The sequence below is a fragment of the Prevotella sp. HUN102 genome, assembly GCF_000688375.1.
Taxonomy (GTDB): Bacteria; Bacteroidota; Bacteroidia; order Bacteroidales; family Bacteroidaceae; genus Prevotella.
Genome location: NZ_JIAF01000003.1, coordinates 26,662 through 53,100 on the forward strand (window position 1 = coordinate 26,662; position 26,439 = coordinate 53,100).

The 26,439-nt window shown below is 42.1% G+C and carries 28 protein-coding genes, 1 tRNA gene and 2 pseudogenes; 20 read left to right on the forward strand and 11 right to left on the reverse strand.

Annotated features, from left to right (window positions below; translation table 11 throughout):
• Window positions 1-202: 202 nt before the first annotated feature.
• From P150_RS0103125 to P150_RS0103195, 15 genes are all read left to right on the forward strand, one after another.
• Window positions 203-287, forward strand: a tRNA-Ser gene (locus P150_RS0103125).
• A gap of 129 nt (window positions 288-416) precedes the next feature.
• Window positions 417-647, forward strand: coding sequence for a hypothetical protein (locus P150_RS0103130; protein WP_231477567.1), 231 nt, complete (start codon window positions 417-419; stop codon window positions 645-647).
• 149 nt (window positions 648-796) lie between these two features.
• The gene (locus tag P150_RS0103135; RefSeq protein ID WP_028896440.1) at window positions 797-991 is read left to right on the forward strand and encodes a helix-turn-helix transcriptional regulator; all 195 of its coding nucleotides are present in this window, start codon (window positions 797-799) and stop codon (window positions 989-991) included.
• A 13-nt stretch (window positions 992-1,004) separates the two neighbouring features.
• A complete protein-coding gene (locus P150_RS15795) occupies window positions 1,005-2,378 on the forward strand; it encodes a DNA adenine methylase (RefSeq protein ID WP_051617507.1) in 1,374 nt (457 codons plus the stop codon).
• A complete protein-coding gene (locus P150_RS0103145; protein ID WP_028896441.1) occupies window positions 2,332-3,237 on the forward strand; it encodes a Dam family site-specific DNA-(adenine-N6)-methyltransferase in 906 nt (301 codons plus the stop codon). The genes P150_RS15795 and P150_RS0103145 overlap by 47 nt, the downstream gene beginning before the upstream one ends.
• Window position 3,238: 1 nt before the next feature.
• A complete protein-coding gene (locus P150_RS0103150; RefSeq protein WP_028896442.1) occupies window positions 3,239-4,852 on the forward strand; it encodes an AlwI family type II restriction endonuclease in 1,614 nt (537 codons plus the stop codon).
• Window positions 4,853-4,874: 22 nt separating this feature from the next.
• Entirely contained in the window at window positions 4,875-6,104 is a 1,230-nt protein-coding gene (locus P150_RS0103155) for an SIR2 family protein (protein ID WP_028896443.1), read from the forward strand.
• 7 nt (window positions 6,105-6,111) lie between these two features.
• On the forward strand, window positions 6,112-7,965 hold the full coding sequence (locus tag P150_RS0103160) for an ATP-binding protein (RefSeq protein ID WP_051617511.1): 1,854 nt from the start codon (window positions 6,112-6,114) through the stop codon (window positions 7,963-7,965).
• 88 nt (window positions 7,966-8,053) lie between these two features.
• On the forward strand, window positions 8,054-8,299 hold the full coding sequence (locus P150_RS17390; protein ID WP_155952910.1) for a hypothetical protein: 246 nt from the start codon (window positions 8,054-8,056) through the stop codon (window positions 8,297-8,299).
• Between the two features lie 376 nt (window positions 8,300-8,675).
• Window positions 8,676-8,984, forward strand: a complete 309-nt coding sequence (locus P150_RS0103170) for a DUF3853 family protein (RefSeq protein ID WP_028896445.1) — start codon at window positions 8,676-8,678, stop codon at window positions 8,982-8,984.
• Entirely contained in the window at window positions 8,981-10,024 is a 1,044-nt protein-coding gene (locus P150_RS0103175; protein WP_028896446.1) for an AAA family ATPase, read from the forward strand. Before P150_RS0103170 ends, P150_RS0103175 begins: the two co-directional genes overlap by 4 nt.
• A gap of 186 nt (window positions 10,025-10,210) precedes the next feature.
• On the forward strand, window positions 10,211-11,101 hold the full coding sequence (locus P150_RS0103180; protein ID WP_028896447.1) for a toprim domain-containing protein: 891 nt from the start codon (window positions 10,211-10,213) through the stop codon (window positions 11,099-11,101).
• Window positions 11,102-11,203: 102 nt separating this feature from the next.
• Window positions 11,204-11,551: a plasmid mobilization relaxosome protein MobC gene (gene mobC, locus P150_RS0103185; protein ID WP_028896448.1), complete on the forward strand. Its 348-nt coding sequence runs from the start codon at window positions 11,204-11,206 to the stop codon at window positions 11,549-11,551.
• The gene (locus tag P150_RS0103190; protein ID WP_028896449.1) at window positions 11,548-12,471 is read left to right on the forward strand and encodes a relaxase/mobilization nuclease domain-containing protein; all 924 of its coding nucleotides are present in this window, start codon (window positions 11,548-11,550) and stop codon (window positions 12,469-12,471) included. The genes mobC and P150_RS0103190 overlap by 4 nt, the downstream gene beginning before the upstream one ends.
• Window positions 12,472-12,492: 21 nt before the next feature.
• Window positions 12,493-13,152 (forward strand): hypothetical protein, encoded by a 660-nt coding sequence (locus P150_RS0103195; RefSeq protein ID WP_028896450.1) that lies wholly within the window; start codon window positions 12,493-12,495, stop codon window positions 13,150-13,152.
• A 154-nt stretch (window positions 13,153-13,306) separates the two neighbouring features.
• On the opposite strand, the gene P150_RS0103200 is transcribed toward P150_RS0103195, so the two are convergent.
• Complete coding sequence (locus P150_RS0103200) at window positions 13,307-14,590, reverse strand: YhcG family protein (RefSeq protein WP_028896451.1); 1,284 nt, start codon at window positions 14,588-14,590, stop codon at window positions 13,307-13,309.
• A 12-nt stretch (window positions 14,591-14,602) separates the two neighbouring features.
• Window positions 14,603-15,892 carry a site-specific integrase gene (locus tag P150_RS0103205; RefSeq protein WP_028896452.1) on the reverse strand — a complete coding sequence of 430 codons (1,290 nt, stop codon included), beginning with the start codon at window positions 15,890-15,892 and terminating at the stop codon, window positions 14,603-14,605.
• A 484-nt stretch (window positions 15,893-16,376) separates the two neighbouring features.
• Between P150_RS0103205 and P150_RS0103215 the strand changes: the two genes are divergently transcribed.
• The 3 genes from P150_RS0103215 (at window position 16,377) to P150_RS0103225 (ending at window position 18,590) form a co-directional block, all read left to right on the forward strand.
• Window positions 16,377-17,603, forward strand: coding sequence for a site-specific integrase (locus P150_RS0103215; protein WP_028896453.1), 1,227 nt, complete (start codon window positions 16,377-16,379; stop codon window positions 17,601-17,603).
• Between the two features lie 32 nt (window positions 17,604-17,635).
• The gene (locus tag P150_RS0103220; RefSeq protein ID WP_028896454.1) at window positions 17,636-18,103 is read left to right on the forward strand and encodes a DUF1896 domain-containing protein; all 468 of its coding nucleotides are present in this window, start codon (window positions 17,636-17,638) and stop codon (window positions 18,101-18,103) included.
• 139 nt (window positions 18,104-18,242) lie between these two features.
• Window positions 18,243-18,590, forward strand: a complete 348-nt coding sequence (locus tag P150_RS0103225) for a hypothetical protein (protein ID WP_028896455.1) — start codon at window positions 18,243-18,245, stop codon at window positions 18,588-18,590.
• A 43-nt stretch (window positions 18,591-18,633) separates the two neighbouring features.
• Here P150_RS0103225 and P150_RS17905 read toward each other — a convergent pair whose 3' ends face one another.
• Complete coding sequence (locus tag P150_RS17905) at window positions 18,634-18,906, reverse strand: hypothetical protein (RefSeq protein WP_036932028.1); 273 nt, start codon at window positions 18,904-18,906, stop codon at window positions 18,634-18,636.
• Window positions 18,907-18,941: 35 nt separating this feature from the next.
• Here P150_RS17905 and P150_RS0103235 point away from each other — a divergent pair, with 35 nt between their 5' ends.
• Window positions 18,942-19,364, forward strand: coding sequence for a hypothetical protein (locus tag P150_RS0103235; RefSeq protein WP_028896456.1), 423 nt, complete (start codon window positions 18,942-18,944; stop codon window positions 19,362-19,364).
• Between the two features lie 61 nt (window positions 19,365-19,425).
• Window positions 19,426-19,488, forward strand: a pseudogene (locus P150_RS17910) (PcfK-like protein); the annotation flags it as partial.
• A gap of 260 nt (window positions 19,489-19,748) precedes the next feature.
• Here the strand turns inward: P150_RS17910 and P150_RS16800 are convergent.
• From P150_RS16800 to P150_RS15825, 8 genes and pseudogenes are all read right to left on the reverse strand, one after another.
• Window positions 19,749-20,792, reverse strand: a complete 1,044-nt coding sequence (locus P150_RS16800; protein ID WP_155952911.1) for a TFIIB-type zinc finger domain-containing protein — start codon at window positions 20,790-20,792, stop codon at window positions 19,749-19,751.
• A gap of 36 nt (window positions 20,793-20,828) precedes the next feature.
• Complete coding sequence (locus P150_RS15810; protein WP_051617514.1) at window positions 20,829-21,929, reverse strand: SPFH domain-containing protein; 1,101 nt, start codon at window positions 21,927-21,929, stop codon at window positions 20,829-20,831.
• 267 nt (window positions 21,930-22,196) lie between these two features.
• Window positions 22,197-22,649, reverse strand: a complete 453-nt coding sequence (locus P150_RS15815; RefSeq protein ID WP_051617516.1) for an HU family DNA-binding protein — start codon at window positions 22,647-22,649, stop codon at window positions 22,197-22,199.
• Between the two features lie 144 nt (window positions 22,650-22,793).
• Window positions 22,794-23,280: pseudogene (locus tag P150_RS15820) on the reverse strand (DUF3872 domain-containing protein).
• Window positions 23,281-23,292: 12 nt separating this feature from the next.
• The gene (locus tag P150_RS0103260; RefSeq protein ID WP_028896458.1) at window positions 23,293-23,886 is read right to left on the reverse strand and encodes a conjugal transfer protein TraO; all 594 of its coding nucleotides are present in this window, start codon (window positions 23,884-23,886) and stop codon (window positions 23,293-23,295) included.
• Entirely contained in the window at window positions 23,880-24,836 is a 957-nt protein-coding gene (gene traN / locus P150_RS0103265; protein ID WP_028896459.1) for a conjugative transposon protein TraN, read from the reverse strand. Before traN ends, P150_RS0103260 begins: the two co-directional genes overlap by 7 nt.
• Before the next feature lie 48 nt (window positions 24,837-24,884).
• Entirely contained in the window at window positions 24,885-26,147 is a 1,263-nt protein-coding gene (traM, locus tag P150_RS0103270) for a conjugative transposon protein TraM (RefSeq protein ID WP_028896460.1), read from the reverse strand.
• Window positions 26,140-26,439, reverse strand: coding sequence for a hypothetical protein (locus tag P150_RS15825; RefSeq protein ID WP_036932029.1), 300 nt, complete (start codon window positions 26,437-26,439; stop codon window positions 26,140-26,142). The genes traM and P150_RS15825 overlap by 8 nt, the downstream gene beginning before the upstream one ends.

Consider the following 26,439-nt stretch of genomic DNA (forward strand, 5'->3'; position numbering starts at 1 on the left):
CTCAGAGCGAAAAAGATTGGCATTTTAAGGAAAGTTATAAGGATGGGGAAAAAGGTGGATTCCATAAGCACCAACGCCTCATTGTTAAAAAATGTTTTTCAGATAAAAATATTTCACTAACCTTTTTCGCATTCCACAAAAAATATCTATCTTTGCACTCGCTTTCGGAAAGGAAGCAGGATCGCATAAACGATACCTCTTTGGAGAGATGGTAGAGTGGTCGATTACAGCAGTCTTGAAAACTGCCGCACTGAGAGGTGCCGGGGGTTCGAATCCCTCTCTCTCCGCAAACAAGGGTGTAAATCAACGGGTTACGTGATTTACACCTTTTATTACACCCAAAAAGTTTCTCGGTATTTCTTGTATGTTTTTTGTATCTGCTCATCAACCATGGTTTCGCTGGCAAACAACGCCTCATGCCATTCTTCAACCGATCCAACAAACCCGACCTTATCCTTGCCATCCAGTCGGCAGGAGTGTCAAGAGGACGCAGCGGCTTCCGCAAGGACAAGTCAGGCGAGAAGGTCGCCGAATCGGTAGAAGACCTCCTCGAACACCACACCGACGCTTTCGACACCCTCTACATCGGCTGCGAAAAGTTCCCCGTCCACGACATCGTAAATGTACCTGTAAGTGGTGTGATGTAAGCAACACTTTGTTTATCAAAACGGCAAGAAACTTACCATTCTTGCCGTTTTTCTTATTCTTTTTTGCGCATTTGATTTATTTCAGCTCGTAATAGTTCCGACTTTCAGAGAAAAACGCTATCTTTGCATTAAAAGCAAATCTTTTGACAATGAAGTTAAATCTAAATAGAATAAAAGTTGTGCTGATAGAACACAACAAAACAGGCAAATGGCTATCAGAAGAGTTGGGGGTAAACCCTGCTACTGTTTCTAAATGGTGTACCAACACCACTCAGCCAGACTTGTACACGTTAAAGAAAATGGCGGAGTTGTTACAAATAGATATAAAGGAGCTGATAAAATAATACGATTCAGGCAATGAAGAAATCAAACATAAGTCTCAAACTCATAGAATTAAGAAAGGCTAAAAAACTTTCATTAAATTCCGTATGTAAAGAGACTGGAATATCTATAGATGTACTTAAAGATATTGAGTCAAGTAAAGTCACTCCTTCGTGGGAACAAGTAAGAGAACTTGCCACCATATACGATTTTAGCGACGAATATCTGATATGTCTGCTGATTAGTGATGCAGCTGTCAAAATAGACATGAATGATATAGACACATCATGTTTAGTGGCAGAATCGCCTACTCAATATGGTCAACTTAGCCTGTTCGGCTATGAGGAATCATCGTTATACAAGCCATTTGGCTTAGAAAGCCGTAGATACATAGGCAACAAAACGAAGCTAACCGACTGGATAATGTACGTTATCCATACAGAAGCTCCAGATGCTAAGACTTTTTGCGACATCTTTGCCGGAACTGGTTCTGTTGCAAACCAAGCATTGAACACGTATAGCAAGGTCATCATAAACGATTTTCTTATTTCGAACAACACCATTTATAAAGGTTTTTTCGGGAAAGGAGAATGGGATAAGCAGAAGTTGTTTGACATTCTGGATTACTATAATTCAATTGATCCCGATTCGATAAGCGACAACTGGTTTTCCACAAACTATGGTGATAAATACTTTGCCATGAAAGTTGCCAAACTTATTGGTTTTATCAGACAGGATATTGAGGATAAGAAAAGTGAACTTACCGAGAAAGAATATAGCATCTTATTGGCATCTCTAATTTATAGCATTGACAGACTTGCAAACACCGTGGGACATTTCGATGCTTATATTAAGAAGAAGATTAACTATCAGCCCTTAAAGATGAGACTGATACAAGCAAAAAGTTGCTCAAACATAGAGATACATAAAGAGGATGCGAACCAATTAGCAAGGACTGTTTCGGCTGATGTTGTATATATGGACCCACCATATAACTCACGTCAGTATTGCAGATTCTACCATGTTTACGAAACTTTGATTAAGTGGGATGAACCAGAACTTTTTGGAGTAGCACTAAAGCCTGCTCCCGAAAACATGAGTGCATATTGTACGTCTAAAGCATATAGCTATTTCGAAGATATGGTTATGTCTTTAGATGCGAAATATTTGGTGGTCTCGTATAACAACACATATAACTCAAAAAGCAATTCCTCTGAGAATAAAATTCGACTAAGCCAAATCAAATACTTGCTTGATTGTTGCGGAACAACAACCGTATATGAACATAAGCACCAAGCATTCAATGCTGGCAAGACAGAGTTTGAAGACCATAAGGAATTTTTGTTCGTTACAAAAGTGGACAATGAAAAAAGAAGTAAATCGTTCTCCTCTCTTCTACGTTGGAGATAAATATAAGTTGATAAGTGAAATAAAAACATATTTCCCTCAATCCATAAATAGGTTCATTGAGCCGTTTGTGGGTGGAGGGTCTGTGTTTCTTAATATTGATGCAGAAGAATTCCTTTTGAACGATATTGACACAAATGTTATAGATATACATAAGTTCCTTTGTAGTTATAGCAAGAAGCCTAATGTATTCTTTGACAAACTCTTTACGTTGATTCAGAGTTATGGATTGTCATGCTCATACAAGGAAGATGTCATCCCCGTATCATTGAAAAAAAAATTCGTTAAAACATACTTTGCAAAGTATAACAAAGACAAATATATACAATTACGTTCAGACTATAACGATTCTGACCGCACAGATATGTTGATGTTATATGCTCTTCTTATATATGGTTTTAACCACATGATAAGGTTTAATGGCAAGAACGATTTTAATCTCCCAGTTGGAAATGTTGACTTTAACCAGAACGCATACAATGCTTTGGTGAGATACTTTTCACTAACACAGGCAAAGAAGCCAAAGTGGAAGAGTATGGATTTCCGTAGATTTTTTTCTCGCATAACTTGGCGAGAGGGAGATTTCGTATACCTTGACCCACCTTATCTTATAACCTTTAGTGAGTATAATAAATTGTGGAACGAAGATACAGAGCAAAGTTTACTTGCTTTACTTGATGAAATGTCAGGTAAAGGTATTAAATTCGCAATATCTAATGTAACACACTATAAAGGACGTACAAATGAGTTGTTTCTCGAATGGGCTAAGAAATATAATACTCACTCAATAAAAAGTAATTATATTAGCTTCCACGATAACACCATTAAGTCTTTCAATGAAGTATTAATAACAAATTACTGATATGCCAAGACTGTCTGAATACAAACCGCTCCTTTACACAACAACCGTACGCAACCCCGAACGGTATAAGGACTTTATACATCTGTTGAAAAAGTTCGATGGTCAAATTCTGACCGCTGATATTGTTGAACAATTTGAAAGAGAAACTTTCAAATGTGGACTTTATCGTCCAGTAAAACGTATTCCCGAATCTGCAAAGCAGAAGTGGGGTAATACGTCACCAGGAGATTTTGGTGAATACGCTCTTACCGATGAAGAAACCAAAGCCATTTTTGATGGTAATGATCCTCGTATTCACACAGATATCAAAGGTCATAAAGAAGCTGGATTCGAAAGAGGTTGGGAAAGCCGATTTGAAACACAGTTCAAGTTACTGAAAGTTCTTGGATTCGTCTATTATAACATGGGCGAACGTATTGAATTTTCAGAGACTGGTAATTTCCTTGCAGATACAGTTTCTATTACATACGATGACAACGGCACAGTTAATCGTGAGATTGTCAAACCTCAGAATGAGCAAATCGCCTTTATGCAAGCTTTTGCTAAACAGCAACGCTGTAATCCATTCATTAGAGAACTCAATGACAATATTCCACTTATCTTGTTGCTGCAAGTTATTCGTCTGTTGAATAGTGACCCTCAGTATAACAATTGCGGTATTTCATACAAAGAGATACCATTGCTCCTCTTTTGGAAGAATAACGATGCTAATGCTTTGTATCAAAGAATTAAACAACTGCGAGAAGAGTATGGATATTCTCCATCGCCAGAGGTTATCAATGATATTTGTGTTGATGAAATTCTTGGTGGGTTTAAAGCGTTTAAGCTAAAGTCCGTTGTGTCTGAATACCCTGATGACTTTGTTCGCAAAATGCGAATGACAGGTCTTATCTCATTTCGTGGAGGTGGTAGATTCATCGACATCAACCACAATGAAGATGAAAAGATAGATTATATCATCTCGACATATTCTCATTATCAGAAATACGAGGAAGAAAGAAGCTATTTTGACTATATGGCTTCTGTTGACAAGGAATTACTTAACATTGAGGGTGTTGTCGTTTCGAAGAACGAAGCAGCAATAAAACTCACAGAGTGGACGCGTGTATATAACTGGGACGCAATAAAGGTCGAATTAGACCATCTCGCTAAGCGCACCTCGTCTAAGGATGAGACTTTGAAGTTTATTGATGCTCCATCGCGTCTTGAGTTCCTTACCGCCCTTGCCATCAAAACTCAGCTGCCACATGTAGAAGTTATTCCAAACTTCCCAATTGATGACACAGGACTTCCAACTTCGACGGCGGGAGGAGGTGTTGGCGACATTGAATGCGTAGAAGCTCCTAACGCAATCCTTGTGGAAGTCACGATGGCACAAGGACGGACACAAACCATGATGGAGGTATGGCCTATTGAACGACACTTGGTTGAATTCAAGGAAAAATACCAAGTACCGTCTCAGTGTGTGTTTGTCGCTCCCTCAATATTCAATGATACAGTAAGACAAATGGAGTTCGTTAAGTTCACAAACAACCTCATAATCCGTCCATACAAGATTGATGATTTCGTGTGGTATTTGGAGACCTCTCGAACATTGTATAAACAGACAGTATAATTAAATTCCATACAACAACACTATGCAAATAGAACGGTTAAAAGATATAATCCAGTCAGCCAATATGAATTTTCTATTTGGCTCTGGTTTGTCGCGTCCATATCTCTCTACTCTTGGAGAAATAGAGACATGGCTTACAGACTTGAACACAAGACCAGGCTTGAACGACGTTGAAAGAGATACATTACGCTGTTCTATTATCAATGAGTATTTACAAGGTGTCATACTTCCAAACCTTCAAGAAAAAATCAACGACGATTTAAAGGGGTATTATGACGAAACAATTGATAACTATGCCAGTTTCCTGCACAATATAGGTATCCTTTTACTACAAAGGCGCATGAACTTGTGTCACAAAACAGCAAACTTGTTTACAACCAACATCGACATGTTAATTGAAGCCGCTGTTAGGAAAACAAAACTGGAATTTAATGATGGATTTGCAGGAAGAAAACCTGCAATCTTTGACGAAGGAAATTTTTCAAAGATGCAATCAAAGGTTTCTATGCATCTTCAAAAGTTTCATGAAATTCCTACGGTCAACTATATCAAACTGCACGGATCAATAAATTGGAAATATGACGAGGCGATAGTTGCTGATGATGACTTAGACACTGTTAAAAAGGTGATGGATGCATTTGTATCCATCCCTTTCTTACTGAATGTGAGAAGTGAGAAGCAGAAAATCGCGAAAGAGAAAGGTGGACAGAGCCCGCTTTCTCCTTCAGACATAATGTCACATTTAATTTCTGAATTAAAAAAACATCTAAAAGATAATGAAATAGACCATTCATTATATTTGTCTGCGCTCAAAGCATATTCGGAAATCATAATGGTTAATCCAACAAAGAGTAAATTCCGTGAAACCGTAATGGATTTACCATTTTATGAGCTAATGAGATTATTTTCTAATGAGCTTGAAAAGCCAAATACGATTCTATTTGTGGGTGGATTTTCCTTTGCAGACGAACACTTGTCTAAAATCACTTTAAGAGCTGCAAATAACAATCCAACTCTACTGATAGTTGTCTTTGCCTACCAGCAAGCTGATAAAGTTCTTATTGAAAAGAATTTAAACATTGAAGAAGGTTGTCAGAACGGAAATATCTGTGTGTTGTGTCCTGAAGAATACAAGGAATGTTACTCTCAGATGAATGATATGAAAATTGATAACATCGATAGTTTGAAACATTTTGACTTAGCTTCAATTGATAAGTTTGTTTTTCAACCAATTGTTAGTTCCGTTTCATAATAGTACAATGATGCAAAACAGCAGTTTAGATTCAATTCTGCGTATTGGAGAGGTTTGGTCTGTTGATGGTCGAAGCGTAAGAATAAAAGTTGATGAGAATAAAAATGTATCTCATCTTCTTTACTGTGGTACTGTCATAAAAAATGTATCAGTTGGAGGTTTTGTGAAAATTTCCAAGGGCTACGTTCGTATTATTGCAAAGGTGGAAGGAGAACGGATAGCACTTGATAAGGATATTGATGAAGTATATCATTCTGGTCAAGATGTTTTAAGACGATATCTTGACGTTAAGCTACTTGGATATATTGATTGCAACAAGTATTATCAGGGAATAAAAGAGATGCCTTTGGTTGGCAACGAGTGTTCACTGATTGTTAAAACAGAATTCGAGTTAATACATAGTTTTGTGTCAGATAAGTCAAAAGCAATATGTATAGGTTCACTCTTGCTTGATGATGAACAAAATATAAACTTTGATATAAATGAACTCTTCGGAAGTCATATTGGTATCTTTGGCAATACTGGTAGTGGAAAGTCATATACATTAGCAAAAATCTACCACCAGCTATTTGAAAAGGTTCAAAACTATCATTCTTTCAGCAAAAATGCCAAGTTCTTATTGTTCGATTTCAATGGCGAGTATTCAGGAAAAAATACAATTACCAAAGAAAAAACTATTTTTAAGTTGAGTACTTCGGTTGCCGTTGAGAATACAAATCGAATTCCAATCTCACAATCTGAGATTGCCAAACCTGAGCTATTATCAATTTTGGCGAGTGCAACAGATAAAACTCAGCAACCATTCATCAAAAGGACTTTGCAACTCAGAGAATACATACAGAAAGCAGACAATGCATTAGATGCATTTCGAGGATTACTGAAGAAGGCTATTCGTGACACCCTAAAAATAGAAGATGGTGTTAAAGGCAATATCCTTCTAAGTTATCTATGTCAAATGTTAGAAAAGAACAAGGAAGAACATTTAGATTTACATGAGGGAATTGGATTTCATTCAGGCCAACATTGTTTTCTTGTAGAGGTTGCTGGGCGAATGGTGTATATGCATGATGCCGGATCAGAAAATATTTTGCCAAACTTACCTCTCTACAAATCTGCCGATGACTATAATTTTAGCGACAACTTTATTGCTGAGTTCATTGACTATATGTATTTGCAGTTGATTCTTGATGTCAATTCCAATCGAGCAATCAATGAACATATAGCTCCTGCAATAAACAAATTACGTGGAACGCAAAAAAGTTTTGATAAGATTTTCAATATCACAAATGATGAAAATGATAATCTATTTGATAAATCAAGTTTTGTTGTCATTGATATGAACTCTTGCAATACAGACATGAAAAAACTTGTTCCTCTAATAATTTCACTTGAAGTGTATAGAAAGCAAAAGGAGAAAAAAGCAGGAGCAAAAGAATCACTGAATATAATAATAGATGAAGCACATAACATTCTTTCTTATGAATCAACACGCGAAAGTGAGACTTGGAAGGATTACCGCTTAGAGGTGTTTGAAGAAATCATCAAAGAAGGACGTAAATTTGCAGTTTTCATGACACTTGCAAGTCAACGACCGTCAGATATTTCTCATACTATTATATCGCAACTTCACAACTATTTTATTCATAGACTTGTAAATCAAAGGGACATTGATATGATAGCGAACCATGTTTCGTACCTTGATAAATTATCTGTTGAACAACTTCCTGTCCTGCCACAAGGAGGTTGTGTGGTTGCAGGTGTTATGACTCAATTGCCAGTAATAATACAAGTTGCACCATTAAATAAGGAAGTTGCACCAAACAGTAGCACGATAAAATTAGTTGAAAGTTGGATGTCATAGCGTTTGTACGCAATTATTAACTTCATATTAAAGCAGACTTTGGATCCGCCCAGTGCAGAACCAAGGTCTGCTTTCTTTTTATCGATAGTTGCTTTGCTATGGCGGACACCTTCGCCCAGTGGTTGGCTATCGCCCATTGTCAATATGCCCGAGGGAGGAGGGAATGCGCCACCGTTTGGGGCTTGAAGCGGTAGGTGTAATCGACCTCGTGCAGTGGTTGGCGGTTGCTGGTATTCGTGCTTGCTGTGGGGCTACGACCGTGCAGCTTTGCCGTGGTGATGAACGGAGTCAAAGATTGTTCTTACGAGGGAGAGGGCTTGCTGAAAGGAAATGAGGGACTGAATTTTGCGAACAGAGGCTTATTTTCCCTTTACAAAGTTAGGTTGCTACCCTTGGTGAAAAATTAGACACGATTTCCTCTCAATATTTTTATAGATCTACACCTGTCTATGATCTAATGTACATGTAAGAGAAAATTACTAACACAGTCATAATGATTACTTACAAACGGTATTTTGCCCGATATTGTTCACTTTATGAGTATGGTTTAAGTGTTTTTGATAGTCTCTGATTTCCCTATTTTCTCTTATATTTCCCGCCATATCCCTTTCACTTGGTAGAACATTAAAAGCCCTCTAATTTTGCATCGTCAGAGCTGACTGAATGCCCTATGCACAAGGGCAAGTTATTCATTTCAAAACAATTGAATTATGACGATAAACGAATTACTGGACAAGCCTGTTTGGCAGATGACTGGTGAAGAATTGCTTTTCCTTGCACGACACGGCAATATGTCCACGAATGGAGAAACGGCAAAGGCTTCCTCCAAAGAGAAAAAGCAGTATGTGTACGGCTTGGCAGGCATCGCACGACTTTTTGGCTGCAGTCTGCCAACGGCTAATCGCATCAAGCAGAGTGGTAAAATCAATCGTGCCATTACGCAGGTGGGGCGCAAGATTATCGTTGATGCCGATCTTGCGCTGGAATTGGCAGGGCGAAAGACAGGAAGACGAGGATGAACACGACTGATTATGAAAACATATGGAAAAAGTCGCTCATTCATGTAACCGATGAGTTTACGCTTCCTCCTGTTGTACTACAAGCAGGTGAAGCTATTATTGGCACACTGGGGAACTTCAGTGTATCGACAGGTAAGGCGAAAGCTAAGAAGACTTTCAATGTGAGTGCCATCGTTGCAGCAGCCCTTGTCAATGGGCAGGTACTGGAGTATAAGGCTTCGTTTCCCGAAAGCAAGCGCACCATACTTTACTTTGACACAGAGCAAAGTCCTTATCATTGCCAACTGGTGATGCAACGCATTCTGCGATTGGCAGAATTGCCAATTGATAGAGAACCTGAGCATTTGAAGTTCAGCCACCTCAGAGCCATTGCTGACCCAAACGAACGTAGAGAAATCATCCGCTATGCAATTTACAACACGCCCAATGTGGGGTTGGTGGTTATTGATGGCATTCGTGATTTGATGCTTGACATCAACAACTCAACGGAAGCAACCAAGTTGGTAGGTGATCTAATGCAGTGGACAAGTGAACAGAATATCCATATTCAGACCGTGCTTCACCTCAACAAGGGCGACGATAACGCACGTGGACATATTGGGACGGAACTCAACAACAAGGCAGAAACAGTTCTTCAAATCACGAGGGATAACACTATGCCTGAACGCAGTATTGTTGCGCCCTCCATCATCCGCTCCAAACCCTTTGACAAATTTGCTTTTCAGCTCAAGGAAATGGAAGATGAGGTGTGTGTTCCCGAAATCGACACTTCCTACACGGATGCAGATTGCAAGTCCCACCGCCATTCTTACCACGAACTAAGCGACACGGAACATCGAAAAGTATTGACTCAAGCCTTTTCTTCACGTGAAGTCTTGCCCTATGGCGAACTTATCTTGTCGCTCAAAAAAGCTTATGTGGAGATTATAGGGCAATCTTATGGGCAAACCAAGCTCAAAGAACTTCTGCAATTTCTACTCAATAAAGGTATACTGATTAAGGAAGAACGAGGGAAATATCGGCTCTGTAGAGATGATTGACCCTAAAAACATTGGTCGGTCGGACACAGGCTATATATACCTGAACCAATCCGACCAAAGAGAAACGAGTTTGGTCGGTCGCAAATGGGTGCCTATAGTGTACGACCGTCCGACCAAACAAGAATCAACCATCCTCCAAAAGAAAAAGGCTGGGGCAAATTCATTTCAACTTAAAACAACATCACAATGGAAATACAACACATCAAGCATATCGCTATCACCGATTATTTGCAACAACAGGGCTATGCGCCAGCACAAGTACAAGGCATTCACTATTGGTACTACTCTCCGCTGTGCAATGAACGCACACCATCCTTCAAAGTCAATACAGAGCGTAACCAGTGGTACGACTTCGGTTCGGGCGAACATGGTGACATCATCGACCTTGTATGCGCTTTACATCGTTGCACTATCAGCGGAGCCATCAGGCTTTTGAGTGGTGCTAAACAAGTAGCGCATCAAGAATTTTCTTTTGGCGGTAAGAGAAAATTCTCTGAGCGCAAGTTGGAAATCCTCTCAGCACAACCGCTTTCCAATCCTAATTTGCTTCGCTATCTCACAGCGCGTTACATTCCCCTTACTGTAGCCAATTCCTACTGCTCGGAAGTTCTATTCCAAAACATGAAACGGACATACTATGCAATTGGATTTGCAAACGATGCTTTGGGATGGGAAATCCGCAATATGTATTTCAAAGGATGTATCGCTCCGAAGGCTATTACAACGATTAAAAGAGGAACCGACCGCCTACAAATCTTTGAGGGATTTATGGATTTTCTTTCGTGGCAAACGCTAAATCCTTCTTCAACTTGCGATACCATAGTTCTTAATTCTTTGGCTCTTTTGCCACGCATTCAAGAGAAGATAAAAAGCTACAAGCAAGTTGAGAGTTTTCTAGACAATGATGATGCTGGACGAAAATCGTTTGAAGTTTTGAAGCATTTTTGTCCATCTATCATAGACGGTTCTGTTCGCTATCGAACTCACAAAGATATCAATGAATGGCTCGTTGCTCAATCCAAAGTGAAAGAGAAACAGCCGTTATTACTGACCACGAAACGTGGCATCAGAAGATAGTGTTTATCTGGGAAGCAAGTTTGTGTTTTGAGTATCTCAAAACCTACTTGCTCCCACCACTGGGAGGTAAAAATCCCGTTGGTCTCATCAAAAAATAAAAATATGGAACAGAAGAATAAAGGTGGGCGACCCACCAAGACTTTATCAGAGAAACGAAGATACCAAGTGCTTCTTCGGCTTAATACGATGGAGTACTACACCTTGCAGGGCAAAGCACGAGAAGCCTCTATCACTCGTACTGAGTTTTTACGTCGGCTCATTACAAAAGCCGAGGTTAAGGCACGCATCAAACCTGGAGAGATGCAACTCATCCGCACAGTTTCAGGTATGGCAAACAATCTCAATCAGATAGCCCATCGACTCAATGCCTTTGGCATTTATGCCCTCAATGAAGACTTGAATGCACTCAAAGTCCTCATTCATGAACTCATCAAACGCTTGAAACCATGATAGCCAAGATTATTAAAGGAACAAGCTTTAGTGGAGTTATCAGTTATATGCTTAGCAAGCGTGAAGGTAAAGCCAAGATCTTACAAGCTAATGGAGTGCGCAGTTCTTTACCAAATGACGTTGCACACGACTTTAACTTGCAAGCCTCTATGCGTCCAAGTGTACAGAAACCAGTTTGTCATACCATACTTTCATTCTCAGCACATGATTCAGCACGACTGACAGATGACAAAATGGTGAAGATTGCCAACGAATATCTTCATGAAATGGGCTATGGCGACACGCAGAGCCTTATCGTAAGGCACAGCGACCGCCAGCATCCACACTTGCATATTTGTATCAACCGCATCGGCAATGATGGCAAGACCATCAGCGACCGCAATGAGAAATACCGTTCCACAAAGATTTGCCGAGAGCTGACTGAACGCTATGGCTTGACCATTGGAGAGGGGAAGAATACGGTAAATCGCCACCGACTGCGAGGTGAAGACAAGTTGCGCTATGAGATATTCGATGCTATCAAAATAGTATTAACTCAATCGCTGAACTGGAAAAACTTTGTCTCAGGTTTAGAACAACAGAGTATTGCCACTCGTTTCAAGACGAAAGGCAATACCAATGTAGTGCAAGGAATCATCTTTGAAAAAGACGGTTGCAGTTTCAGTGGGTCAAAGATAGACCGTTCCTGTTCTTTCTCGCGCCTCAATGCAGAGATAGAGCGAAACATCCAGCAAGCGCAACAGCATCGCTCGAGAGAGTCGATGGCACATTCGATAGATGAAAGCGGATTTGCAAGTGACTTATCTGATGCGCTTGGCGAAGTCTTTACGATGCCGATGCCAAGCGGAGGCGTAGATGTTGATGAACTCCGCTTTCAAAAGAAACTTCGAAATAGAGCTAAACGCAAACGTAGAATTTAATCACCTTAAAATGACAAATGTATGAACAACGAAATAGCACCTGTTCTCGATATGCTCGAAGAACTTAAACAAGAATGTAAAGTCATCACTAAGGCGCAAGCAGAACTGCGTACCACGCTTGCAGAGCAACCTGCTAACACAAATGCAGAGCGTACCACAACACAAGAGACCGTGCAAATTCATCTTTCCAAAGAAACGCTAGCCAAAATCAAGGAGCACCAACTTTTTGTTTTGGAGGCACTATCAGAGTCGAGTAAGAAGCTTGACCCAAAGTTTGAAGCTTTGCACCAGCTCATCAGCAAGCAACAAAAGCCTGTAGAATATAAGAACTACTCGCTATTTGCAAGCATTCAATTAGCCGAGCGTATGCTGCTTTTATTGGTTTGTGGGCTGGTCATGGTGAGTTGTTGGTTCTTCGGTATGGGAGCCAACAAGCTGCAAACAGCCTCTGATTACGACCTCCGCTACCGCTATCTGCGCATGCAAGGCAAAGCCACCAAAAAAGATTTTGACTACCTTGACAGCATTTTTATCACACATCGTAATCCCAAAGCCATCCAGCAAATGCAGCAGAAGGTTATTGATTATGAACAAGCCCTGCAACGGCAAGCAGAGTTGTTGTTGCAACAAGAACGTATCAAACAGGAACAAAGAAAACTTAAGAGGCAGTTGAGAAAATAGCAAACACTCCAAGAAATTGTTTAGTATAGTTTCTTGGAGTGTCTTCGTTTAGTAGTTAGTTTTTATGCTTGTAGGTAAACTAATAGTTTACTACTGAGTAAAAAATTAAACCTTTAATCCTCTTTTTGATTAATTGCTAACGAATATAGATATTTCATCTTTCGCTATCTTGCTCTATTATCTTCGACAACTCTTCCTCAACTTCTTCCACCGTAGGCAGAGCCGACTTCAAATCATCAGGTATAGCCTTTGTCAGTTGATAATCACTGACACCAATAGGTTGATCATAGCCAGAAAGAGCATATTGTGCCACCACTTTATCTCCGCCATTGCAGAGGAGCAAGCCAATGGTCTTATTGTCTTGCTCGCCACGTAGGGTGTCATCTACAACATTGATGTAAAAGTTCAGTTGCCCCATATATTCAGGCTTGAAAGGTGTGGCTTTGAGTTCGACAACAACGTATGCATGTAGTTGGATGTTATAGAGAATGAGGTCGGCATAGAAATCAGAATCGCCTACTTCAAAATGCTTCTGCTGTGCCACAAATGCAAAGCCACTGCCCATTTCCAAAAGATATTTGGTGATATGAGATACCAATTGTTGTTCAAGGTCTCGTTCTGCCATTTTATCTGTTTGCCCCATCAAATCAAAGATATAAGGGTCTTTCATCAGATAGTTGGCAAGGTCGCTTTGCGGTTTGGGCAATCGTGCCGAGAAGTTACTCACTTTCTTTGCCGTGACCTGTCGAGCGAAAAGATTGGTCTCAATCTGCACCTGCAGAACATTGCGACTCCATCCATTAGCAACTGCTTGCGAAATGTACCAATAGCACTCGCCCAATGGAAGCTTACTATTAAGCAGAATTACATGGCTCGCCCAGTTGGTGCGAACTATGGCAGAATGCTTGAAGATTTCCTCTATCTGACTGATGTCGCAGTGATAGATTGCTGACAATGTTTCAGTAACTTCTTCTAATTGTGCAACAGGCTGTTGCGTAATTGTATTCGATTGATTTTCTGTGGCTTGAATTAGTGCAACAGGTTGTTGCACAATTTGATTGAGTTCGTTTGTCAGACTTAAAACCTTCTCTACAGTAGGAGTTGTAAGTAAGCTATCTATCCTGTCCATCTCTTTCAGCACTTCCAACGGATAAGCACTGGCAAACTGGCACATATAGAAGATATTTCTGCGAGAATACCCTTTCTTATCTGGATATTTTGAGCGTATCGCCTTGGATAGGTTGTCAATCACTTTGCTTCCCCAACCTTCTTTCTTTTGGAGATAGAGAATAAAATGTCCCACTTTCCAATAGTGGAAAAGCATGTCTGCGTTTGCAGAGGCTATTAAGCGTACTTGTGTATGCTCAAGATCAGTACCGATGGCTCGTACAACGGGATTTAAATCTTGGTGATCTGTTTTATTTATTTCTTGGCTCATATCGTTTTAGCGTTATAACTGATTGAATTTACTCATGGCATTCGCTTTGATGTCGTCTGCAATGTCTATGTATGGCTTCATAGCCTTGTAATCACTATGCCCTGTCCATTTCATCACAACTTGCGGAGGAATTCCCAATGCAAGGGCATTACAGATGAATGTTCTACGACCAGCATGTGTGCCGAGTAGGGCATACTTTGGGGTAACCTCATCAATGCGCTCATTACCTCTGTAATAAGTTTGGCGTACTGGTTCATCGATACCTGCCAATTCTGCCAGTTCTTTGAGATAATCATTCATTTTCTGATTGGTAATGATAGGCAACACCTTATCATCTTCAAATGCCACGTCCTTGTATTTGTCAAGTATCGCTTTGCTGTGGTTGTTCAGTTCGATAATCAAACTATCAGAAGTCTTGATAGTTGTAACCTCTATGTGGCCGCCCTTTATATCACTTCTGCGAAGATTGAACACGTCGGAATAACGCAAACCTGTGAAGCATTGAAATAGAAAAACATCACGCACTCGGTCTAAGGCTTGCTTGGTAGTAGGTATTTCGAACTCTCGGAGTTTGTTCAGTTCCTCCCATGTGAGGAAAATGATTTTCTTCTGTGTACTTTTAAGTTTGGGCTTATAGCTGTCATAGGCATTGTTCTGATGCACACCTTTCTTGAATGCCCAGCGTAAAAACCATTTCAAGAAACTAAGTTGCTTGCCTATGGTAGAATTACGCATTTCCTTTACATCACGGAGATAAGTAACATAATTATTCAGCCCCCTCTCATCAAAGAAATCAAATGTAAGTTCATCTCGAAAGTTCATCAGATGATTTTTCACCGCAGCAAACTTCTCGTAGGTGGAATCCGTCCAATCATTTTGCCGTCCACAATCTCGCACAAATTCATCAAACACTTTGTAAAAAGTGTTAGGCATTGATTTTCTCGGTTTGACTTCTTCCTCAATAGGTTTGTGCAGCGCATTGAATGCCTCTTTTATTTGTTCCTGTGTGGGCATTATTTCTTCCACTTCAAACTTCTTGAAGATGTCCTGTATTTCTGTATAGTAGCCCAAGAGTGAAGCATTGATTTCAGAAGCCGATTGTTTCAGTTTGTTGCTACAACCATTCTTTACACGTTGCTTATCTGCATCCCACTTGGCAGCATCGATGCGATAGCCTGTCGTGAACTCAATCCGCTTGGAAGCGAAATTGACACGCATACGGATAGGCACATTCTCAACAATGAGAACACCGTCCTTCTTCCTACTTTCCAACGTGAAGATAATGTTTCGTTTGATGTTCATGCTTTTGGGTGTATAGATTTCTGCACCCAAAATTACACCCAAATTTTGATATTACCAAAGATTTTCCATGAAATCTTATTTTATTAACATTCTGTATAAATCTCTATTATACAACAGATTGAACATTTATGATACTATTTGAAGGTTCAAGAGAAAGAGCCTCTCTCTCCGCTGATAGGCTTCAGAAGGACTTCACAAAGGTCGTCAAAACAGCCTTCAAAAAGCAGATAATCGTTGTAAAATCAAGGTTTTACAACGATTTTTTCTTTGTATATACCTCCATTGCCTGACGGCATAACCCTATGTTTTGACGGTCATCTTTCGGTCAATTTCTGCTACACATACTGCTACACAAAAATTGCAGCAGCAAAAAATGTAGCAGTGACGGTATTCTGAATACCATATTGACGGCATCAACTCTTTCTTTTTCAACGTATTAAGTATTAACTTTGCAGCCGAGTGCTACACAAAAGAAAGATGCATTATGAGAACAAATTTCAAGGTGTCCTTCTACCTACGCTCAAACTATGAGAACAAAGAAGGAAAGTCGCCTGTAATGCTCCGGGTATTCCTTAACGGAGAGATGGCTAATTTCGGATCTACGAAAATCTTCGTGGACAAGACTGTATGGAACAATGCCACAAGCCGGCTCAAAGGCCGGACGGCTGAAGCCTTATCCGCCAATGCCGCATTGGACTCTATTTCTGCTACACTGAATAACATCTATCACAAATTTGAGGACGACCCCTCCCTGTCATTGGAGAAAATCCGCTCGTTTTTTGTGGGGAAAGACAGGGAGTATACAACTTTTCTCCCTGTATTCGACAGGTTCAACGAAGATGTCAGACAGCGTGTAGGACATACCATCAGCAAGGACAGCCTTCAGAAATACAGTGTTTTGAGAAGACATTTCTCAGAGTTCCTTATCCATAAATATGGAAGAAAGGATATAGGACTTACAGAGTTTACGCCATCCGTGGTACAGGATTTTGAGTTGTATCTAAGCACGGTGGCAGGCTGCGCTTACAATACATCGGTCAAAAAAATGAAGGCACTCAAGACCGTAACCATCTATGCGCAAAAACGTGGTTATCTTCTTCACGACCCCTTCCTCAATCACCGTTTTCACCTGGAGCCTGTCAATCGCGGCTTTCTCACGGACGAGGAAATCATGAAAATAGCCAACAAGGAATTGGACATCCACCGCTTGGAACTGGTAAGGGACGTTTTCATATTCTCCTGCTTCACGGGACTGGCATATATAGATGTAGCCAATCTCACACCAGACAACATCGTTACGCTCGATGACAAGCAGTGGATTATGACCAAAAGACAGAAGACCAGCGTGGAGACAAATGTACTCTTGCTGGATATACCCAAGAGTATCATCGCCAAGTACAGCCACAAGACCTATCGGGACGGCAAACTGTTTCCCATATTAACGAATCAGAAAACCAACGCATATTTGAAGGAAATTGCCGATATTTGTGGCATCAAGAAGAATCTGACCTTCCATCTTGCCCGCCATACATTCGCCACAATGTCACTGAGCAAGGGCGTTCCGATGGAAAGCGTGTCGAAGATGCTGGGGCATACCAATATCAAGACCACACAAATATATGCCCGAATTACGAATAAAAAGATAGAGCATGACATGGAGCAACTCGCCGACAAACTCGGCAAGTTCAACAAGGCAATGGGAATCCGATAACAAATAATGTATAACCCTAAAATAAAAAAATTATGGAAACGACAAAGAAAGAACTTTCCTTCTTCCGTCTGAAGTTGGAGAACTACCTCAGTGAGCATTTCCCTGAAATGCTGAGTGACAAACCATTCATAACGGCAAGAGCCGATGATGCCCTTACCACTTACTGCGATGCAGTGGCACAAGGATTCTCGCATCCCGAAGCGGAGACAATGGCAAGCGAGGTGCTGCATCGAGGACTGCATTTCTCCAAGTACGATACGCTTGTTTCCGTGCTGGAGAATGAGTTTGAGAAGGAACTTCCCTCCCCACTCCCCGAAAGGCTTTCCCCGATACTTCTGAAGAACAAGGCTGTACAAAGCGTTTTCGGCAAATATGATCTTACGGACGACTTCGGCACAAGTCCGGAGTATGAGAAACTTTACACCGAACTGACAGGGACAATCGTTCTGCTCATCGAGGTCAATGGTCTGCCAACGATAGACGGTGAGAACATAACTTGAAATAACACCATCGGGAGCTTTTGTAGTGTCAAGAGCCAAGATACACGCTCCACTCCACACGCCAAGAGTTCTGCAAACACTTGCCTTTGTGTAGTCTGCGCATCTTGTTATCGCTCTTGAACTATTAAAAGCCCCGATTATGAATACAATCATCATGAATCAAGACGTTCACACACCTGCCTTCATCAAGGCAGACGCATCGAACAAGACCGACAGGAACAGGCAGCAGCCTACTTCTCCCAAGCAAGTCCGCCGCTTCGGTTGGACACGCTTCATCGAACCCGTCCTTCTGCTTTCCCTTGTCATCGGTGCAGTTTACCTTATCTCAAAGATGGTAACGCCGCAAGTCGTAACTGCCGTGTCAGTCATTGCAAGTTTTCTGATCCTGCGCTTTATAGTCCGGGTAATCCTGAAAGTGACATTTACACTTCTGAACTTTCTTTTCTGGCTGGCGATACTCTGCGCCATACTGATCTGCGTGCTTTGAGAAGCACGCTCCTATAAAACTTTCACACTATTTCATGAGGTGGTTATCTCGCTTTTTGCAGATAGCCACCTTTTTTGTTTTCCATTTCAGGCGTTGCACTTTCGCTTCTCTTCCACGGCTCCACAATATGCGATGTCGCAAGACGGGCTGTTCCCTTTTTATCCGCAAAGGTAGTACGGGGTATTGTGGCTTTCCCAAGGTCGATGCCTTCGGTTTGTCTGAAAAATCTCCATCCCTGCGGGTAGTATTTTTCGCCAAAACCTTGTGCAAGCCTTCCCCCGCTACCTCGTGTATTGCTACAAAAAGGAATCAGCATACTCCGATCTTTGGACGCATAAAAAAAATGTCGCTATGGATAAGCAGAAAGTAAACATAACATCTTCGATGAAGAAAAAAGGATATAGCTCCTCCTCTCATTACCGCATTAACTCTGTGGTTGGACAAAGTGAGCAAGTGTTGGCAACCAAGTTCGTGCAATGGGACGTGAACCCATTGGAGAGCCTTTCAAACAGCAAGGTGTACCTCCTGCGTGCGAAACTCAATCGTGGCGAGCGTATGAGCCGTGAGGAAAAGGACTGGCTTTGCGAAGCGGTGAACTCAAACACCTACTTCCGTACAGCCGTTCCCTTGCAAGGTTGGCGATTTTACTTTTTCGATGTGCTGAAAAAATACATTGTCAGTCAGTATGGAAGGTGGCCAGAGTATTACGCACCCGACAGAACAAGCCTAAGAGCCTACCTATATGGACGCATCAATCAGATTGTGGAATTGTAAATCGGCGGACGAAGTGAAAGCCAAATTCCCAAGTATTAACAACATCAAAACATATACGACTATGAAAGGAACAGAACATTTCACACGGACAATAGCCGAGTATCTCAACGTACGGGCTATGACAGCAGTTATACTCAATACCTTTTGGTGATAGTTATCCAACTTACTGGATAGTGATAATATAGAAAGGTGGAATGGTGTTTTTGTGGAGTTAGATATAAAGAAAAATAGAGTTTGGAATAGCTTAAGGGAGAATTAGCTGAAAAGGAGGGAAAAGAGATAAAGAGTGAGGATGTGTCCATTATGACACACCCTCACTCTTCAATAACTATGTATATGCCCTCTGTATGTAAAATAAAAACTTAGTGCGTGTGAATGAGCATTTTAATACTTATCTTTATATGGGGTATTCTCATAACCTTTGCGATTGAGCATAGCAACCCATCTGTCAAGCAATTTCTTTCCTTGTGATTTGAAAATCTTAATGTTGCCAAAATGCTTAACGAATGTAGGACTTATTGAATAATAAGCTTTTATAAACAAACTTCCATACCACGTTTCGTCAAGGGTGAAGTCTCTAAATCGACGAAGCGTCCAAACCTCTGGACAGTCATATGAGCCATAAACGGCAGTTGCGATATAGCAGGCAGATGTATCAACATTGGGATTTACATATGAGGAATCATACTTCCTTATTTTGTCACCGTATGAGTTGATGATATTGATGTTTCCAGTTTTGTCCTGGAGATATTTTACATATTCTTTATGAATACCAATGCCACCCTTCCAGCCTTGAATCGAAATATCTGAATATTTACTCTCAAACTTTGTCTCTACTTCATCACCAAAGTTATACATTATCTGTGCTGATGCAGCTGCATTGTTACAATACTCTTGGATATAATTGTGTTGAATACTAGAATCAATGCCTTCATAGTGATTCTTTGCAGCATTAAACAACATAGAGGAAATCATAGTGTTTCTTAACGAAATCTCTGTCAACGCCGCCTTTTGTAGAATCTCATCATTCTCATTATCTTTTATGAGTTGTATTACTGACGATTGGCAGTTTGCCATATCAGAAGCGGCAGACCAAATCTCAGCAATCTTACACCCCATTGATTTGAAATAAACGACATAATAGTTTGCCTCCCAGCTGCTAGGATCCTTAATGAGTATCATGTCGTAGTACTTGGTCGCATTTTCGCTGTTATCAGCGTCCTTGGCTCTACGAGCGATTTCATAAAGGTTTTTTAGTTCGTCTGAAGTGTCAACTTTTACAGTACCTTTTACATCGACGGTTCCTTCAACCATCATTTTCTTGGCTTCTTCTACGGTATATTTTGTACCGCACGACTGGCAAACAAAAACACCACCGTCTTTTACCAAGTCTTGGCTGCCACACATTTCACATTGTAATGCTTTCATGCTTTTATTCTTTATGTTTAATACTTGTTCTATTGTTTACACAGGAATTGGAGGAGGACAATCATTGTTGTCTAATGCTGTAAACTCTGAAAATGTATTCAGAGGCAGCCAGTCGGTCATACCTTTCTTCCATGCTAACAGATTTAAGACGTTAGAATCTTGTACTATTGCTTCCTTTATCTGCTGTTCATTATAGGGACCTTTTTGCTTACCATCAATAGCAAGGAAATATGAGACACTTATTGGTATTGGAGGTGGGACATTACCCTTGTTGGGCGTCAACGAATCCCCCATTTGCTTACCCATATTAAGCGATGCACCTAGTCCTAATCCTGCATTGATGAATGCCGCGCCAGTGCCACTCTCGTTTTCCGCAGCCTTATCCATCACATCGAAAGAACGTTCCATCTTATAGTTTTCGTGACCAGTAATCTTCAGCCTTGCTGAGAGATTTTTGGCTCTTTTTATTTCATTCAAGCTGGAGTCGTCCTCTGGTATGTTAATTGAGATGATATTGAACAGCATTATTTCAACACCATATTCAGCAAAGAACGGCAACAGTTCTTTTTGACAATATGCTGAAATCTCTTGCAGGCGTGTTGGTATTTCCAATACAGAGATTCGATCAATAACTATTTTCTGAGAAATAATACTAGTTAGTTTTGTCAAGAGTAAGCCACGAAAATATCTTTGCAACTGTTCCTCGTTGAAATTGGGCATATTGCCAATAAGGGTAAATAGAAATTTTTCTGGATCTCTTATTTTGAATCCATACTGTCCATGGGCACGAACAGGAACTATAATATCATATTTAGGATCTTCAAGTTGTATTGGCGTTTCTGTACCCCATTTAAGGCTCAAATGCTGAAGCAGGTTAACAAACCAAACGTCAGCCTGAAATGGGGAATCACTACCAAATGGTAAGTTGACAATCTTGTTCAGTAGTGGAATATTGTTGGTTTTCAGCGTATAAGTACCATCTGTGAACTTATCACATACAGAACCACCTTTAACAAAGAATGCTACTTGCCCGGGATAAACAACGAGTTGTGATCCCCACCGTAAATCACACGAAGGGAACTTGTGGACTATGACACCTTCCTGTTGTTCATATTTTACAATGTCAATTATAGCCATATTATACTTTATTTCAATAGTTACCTAATATCTTTCAAATAAGAATTTATCCTAAAAATAAGAGTGTTACCTATATTCTTCTCAAAATTGTCTTATAAGACTTTTCAAATTCTCTTATAGGACAATTTTAATTCTCTTATAAGACAATTTCCTTACTTTTATAACACCTGATTATCAACGAGTTATGGAAGTACATTTTTGCCCAGTAAAAACAACGGAAACGGTGCGTGAAACAATAGTGCTCCACGCACCGAAACAATGTCTGTCCTATGGAAGATTCTCTTCTCCGCCACTCGTTCCGGAAGAATCGTCGGAAGCATTGACGATGTCTTCCTGAGGAGCAAAGTCGAGAAGGCGGACATCGAGCGTGTCGCGCATCGTCGTACTCTTGGTGAACTGCACATTCACCTGCTTGATGAGCTGTGCGCCCTTCTTCTTGGCTTCGGCTGCCGTCTCCACGCCCTGCGATTTCAGCGTCAGGCGGAACGAGCCCAAGTCGCCGAGCCGCACGGTGTTGCCTGCCTCCAAAGCCTCTATGACCTCGTATTGCAGCGCATCCAAGACGGCTTTCACGTCGGCACTCGAAACCGTGGAACGCTTCTCCACACGCTTTACTATCTGCGCAAGTGTCATCGGTGTGGTCGGTGCCATCTGCGGATAATACTTCACTTCGTTCTTTTTAAGCGGATTCTTCTTCGCTTGGATTACATACTTAATCATAAGCCATTACTTTAAGGGGTTGATGAATTATCGCAAAGATAGTGATTTTATTTCATAAATGCAATAAAAGGCGAGAACTTTCTGCTAAGAGAGTTTATTTTTCATATACGGAACAACCATAATATAGGGAATAAGGCAAAGCGTTTAGCCGTTCGCATCGTTCAAGGCTTTGGTTACTACTGTGGCGGACTTTTCCTTTGTCCTCTGCTTTTTCATTATTGAAACTGAAGGTCAGCTGCTGCATCTTACCGAAACTGTCCTCCACGTACACGTCAATCGTCTGGCGGTCGGTGGAGAGCGAGGTGTAATACAGGCGGAACACATCCTTGGTGAGCGGATAGCGGTCGTTGGGCTTGAATACCGTGCCGTTGTCCATCTTCAATGTTCCCTTGCCGTCGGGCTGGAAGTAGCGGATAGTGTAGTGTGTGTCGGCAAATTCGCCCCCTCGTTTGAGGGTGCAGCGTATCTCTGCCGTCTGTCCCTTGATGATGTCTTTCTGAACGGGCATCGTCTCGATGGTGAACGGATAAGACTGCTCCACATCTAGCTCCCTATCACAAGCAGATAGACAAAACACGGAAAGGGCAAGCACGCCCATTACCCATATCGAACTTAAAATCTTCTTTTTCATTTTTCTTCTTGCTTAAAAATTAAACCTAAGCCCTGCCGAGAGTGCAGGACGGAAATGATGTATGTCCGTTCCAAAGAGGAAACGCCCTTGTGCCTTGACGAGAAACAGAAGTCTGTCCGTGAGGAACACCTCCACCGAGCCATGCACGGCACCACCATAGACAAAGCGTGAGCGGTCGAACAACGTAGCCCCATCGGGCAGCAGCTTCTTGTCCTCATTCAATTCCTCGTAACCGCCCAATGCGGATATGCCAGCATAAAGAAACACGTTCTTGCCATTGTCGGAGAGTATCGGGTGCATATAGCCCACCTGCAAAAGCGCATCTTTGAGCTTTACGCCATAATCCCTATACGGCATATTCTGCTGTTCATACTCAACTCCTACAAAGGAGTAGTTCTCTCGTTTCAAGTAACGGGTAAGCGATACCCCAACACCGAAGTTATCCTTGGCAAAGAACTTTTCTCCTTTGATAAGGGGAACGCTGCCCATGACTTCCATTCCTTTCTGTTTGGGTATCAGCCGTTGGGCGTGCGATGGCAGACTGAAAGTCATTGCCACCGCCACGCAAACCGATAAAATGAGTTTCTTCTTCATAGCACCTACCATTTGAGTTTGAGGTTGTCAATCTTCTTGGCGAGCAACAGGTCTTCCTGCTCGACATAAAAGGTCAGCGTGCACCCTCCGTTTCGCTCGTAGAGCGTTACCTCTAATTGCTTGTCCTCCGAGAGAGCAAACTGTTCCAACACAAACACGGAATGCTCGCTATCCTTACCCTTTACCTGCATCACCTGATGGTAGGCACGCAGGGGCTGAAGTACCTGTTCCTGTATGGCGGTGCGCTTTGCCACCTTCTTATCCACTACCTTGAACGTGATGAAATCGACCGAGTACGGCATGTTCGTGCCGTTTTCCATACGAGTGTGGAAATACAGCAAGCCGTTATGGGCATACAAGCCACGGAGCAGGAACTTCATGCCGAACTGCTGCGTACCGATATGCTTGATGGTGCGTTTGTCATTCTGATAGATGGTCTGCATCATCAGCTTTACCAAGACGGGCGACTCGTTGCCGAGTTCCTTGAAATAGATGTCGGCACGGTTGCTCGGCAATCGTCCTTCTGTTGTAGAGAGAAAATCTTTCATCTCCACGCTGAGCTTCTCCGGCTCGTCGGCATATTTTACGTTAAAGGCGTAAAACGAGCCGTCTTCGCAAATAACGCTCATATTGGTCTCCGTTTCAAAGTCCTTGACGGCAGCCTTCACGCGCAGTACGTTCTCCGCATCCTCCGCCTTACCTGCAATGATGTTCTGTGAACCCAAGTCCACATAGCGAACGGCAGAGGGGAAGATGAGATGCACGGTCTTGTCGAAGGTAACGTCCAAACCGTAAGGCAGGACGACACGCCCATTAGGAATGGCACGGCTCATGCCTTGAAAGAGTTCGCCCGAAGAGAGAGGACGATTAGGCATAAGCGGTGTGCCGTTGTTGATGTCTTGTGCAGTGGCTGTCGCTCCCATCGTAGCGAGCAAAGCCATTGATAAAATAAGTTTCTTCATTGTTGCTGTTGATTTGATGTTATTGTTTTACTTCTCATTCTTGATTGTTTATTTGGTCTGCACCAAGAAAAGGCGGTAGCCTCCTTTGAGCGTTACCTTGACGGTACGCAGTTTCTTCTGAAGAAGTTGGCTCGCTCCCTGCATCACACCACGAGCCGCCTCGGAGATAATCTGGTCCTTGGCGGAGGAAGCGAAGGTGAATGATGTCCCCATCGAGCCACCAATGTTCGCCCCGACCTCTTTGAGCGCGCCCAAGTCCTCCGAACCGGGGATATACACACCCTCCTGTCCGTCCGTGTCGTAAGCCGAGAGTTTGACGGCTATGATATGACCGTCCACCTCAATACTTTTGATAAGCAGTCGCATACGGTTGCCCTCAATCTTGGCAGATGCAATCAGTCGGCTCTGCCGTGGAATATGCAGTCCCTGCACCTTGGCAGTCTCCAGCAGGCGGAGTACCACATTGTCGCCCTCCTTGAGCGTGGTTGTCCTGTCTACCACCACTTTGAGCGTGTTGCGTATCGTGGGAGCAGCCGTACTCGTGAGCGAATGGAAGCCCATGTTGCGTGCCTTCGTGCCATACTCTGCAATAAAGTCCGCATCGCTCATCGGCTGACTGAGTGAGGACACCACCTGCCTTCGTTCTGCCAGGACCTCCATTGCGGGCGTACCGGTTGATGCGGTCTGATTTCTCTCGGCATCATTGGATGGTATTTCATTGTCCTTCCCGTCCGAAAAGGCATTGCCCAAGGACGGTAGTTTGGCAGATGTACCCGGCAGATACTTCGCTGCCATCTGATAACTCTTTTCCATCAGGGCAAGCTGTCGTTTCTCCTCATCCTCTTCCTTGTAGCTCTGTTGGGACAATTCCTTTTTGAGGTTGTCAATCTCCTGTCTCATTGCCTCACGTTCCTCCTCGTGTGGATCGGGAGCGTAAAAGGAATTAAGCAGACGGTTGTTCTCCTCATAGCGTCGCATGGAGCTTTCTATCTTTGCCGTGGAAGCGGCTGTTTCGGCACGTTCCGTTTCCGTTGGAGTCGTATTTTCGGTGAAGTAGTCGGACAGTCTCCCCATCTCCTCGCGGGTCTGCTCCTCCTGTTCAGCTTTGTTGCCCAGTTCATAGGCTTTGAGCTTGTTCTCCGTGAGTTTTTCGGTCGTAGCCTGCGGGATGCTGTCGTTCAAGCCTTGCTCGGCAGCGGTCTTGTCCTTGCCCGACGGGGCGAAGATGAACCACATCGAGAGGGCGAAGAGCAGTCCCAGTCCTCCGAAGACCAAGCCTTTCTTCATTTGTTCTTTCTGTTTATTATCCATTTTCATTGATTGTTTGATGATATTGTAGGTAATAATTGCCCTGTAACTCGTGCAAGGTGCTGTCCGTCCGAATGGGACTATCCAGAAGTCTTCCCTTTGGTATAGACAGTCTATCCTTCTGAGGCAGGAAAAACTGTGCTATCATCCAAAGACAGCAGATGAGATAGACAAAACTCAGCCCATAGACGACAGCCTTGCGCTGTCTTATCGTGAGCCTCTCGCACCGATGGCGGAGCCAAAGGTGCAGCCTCAGGTAGTGGCGAGAGAGCAGATGGTTTCCTTTCCTTGCCAT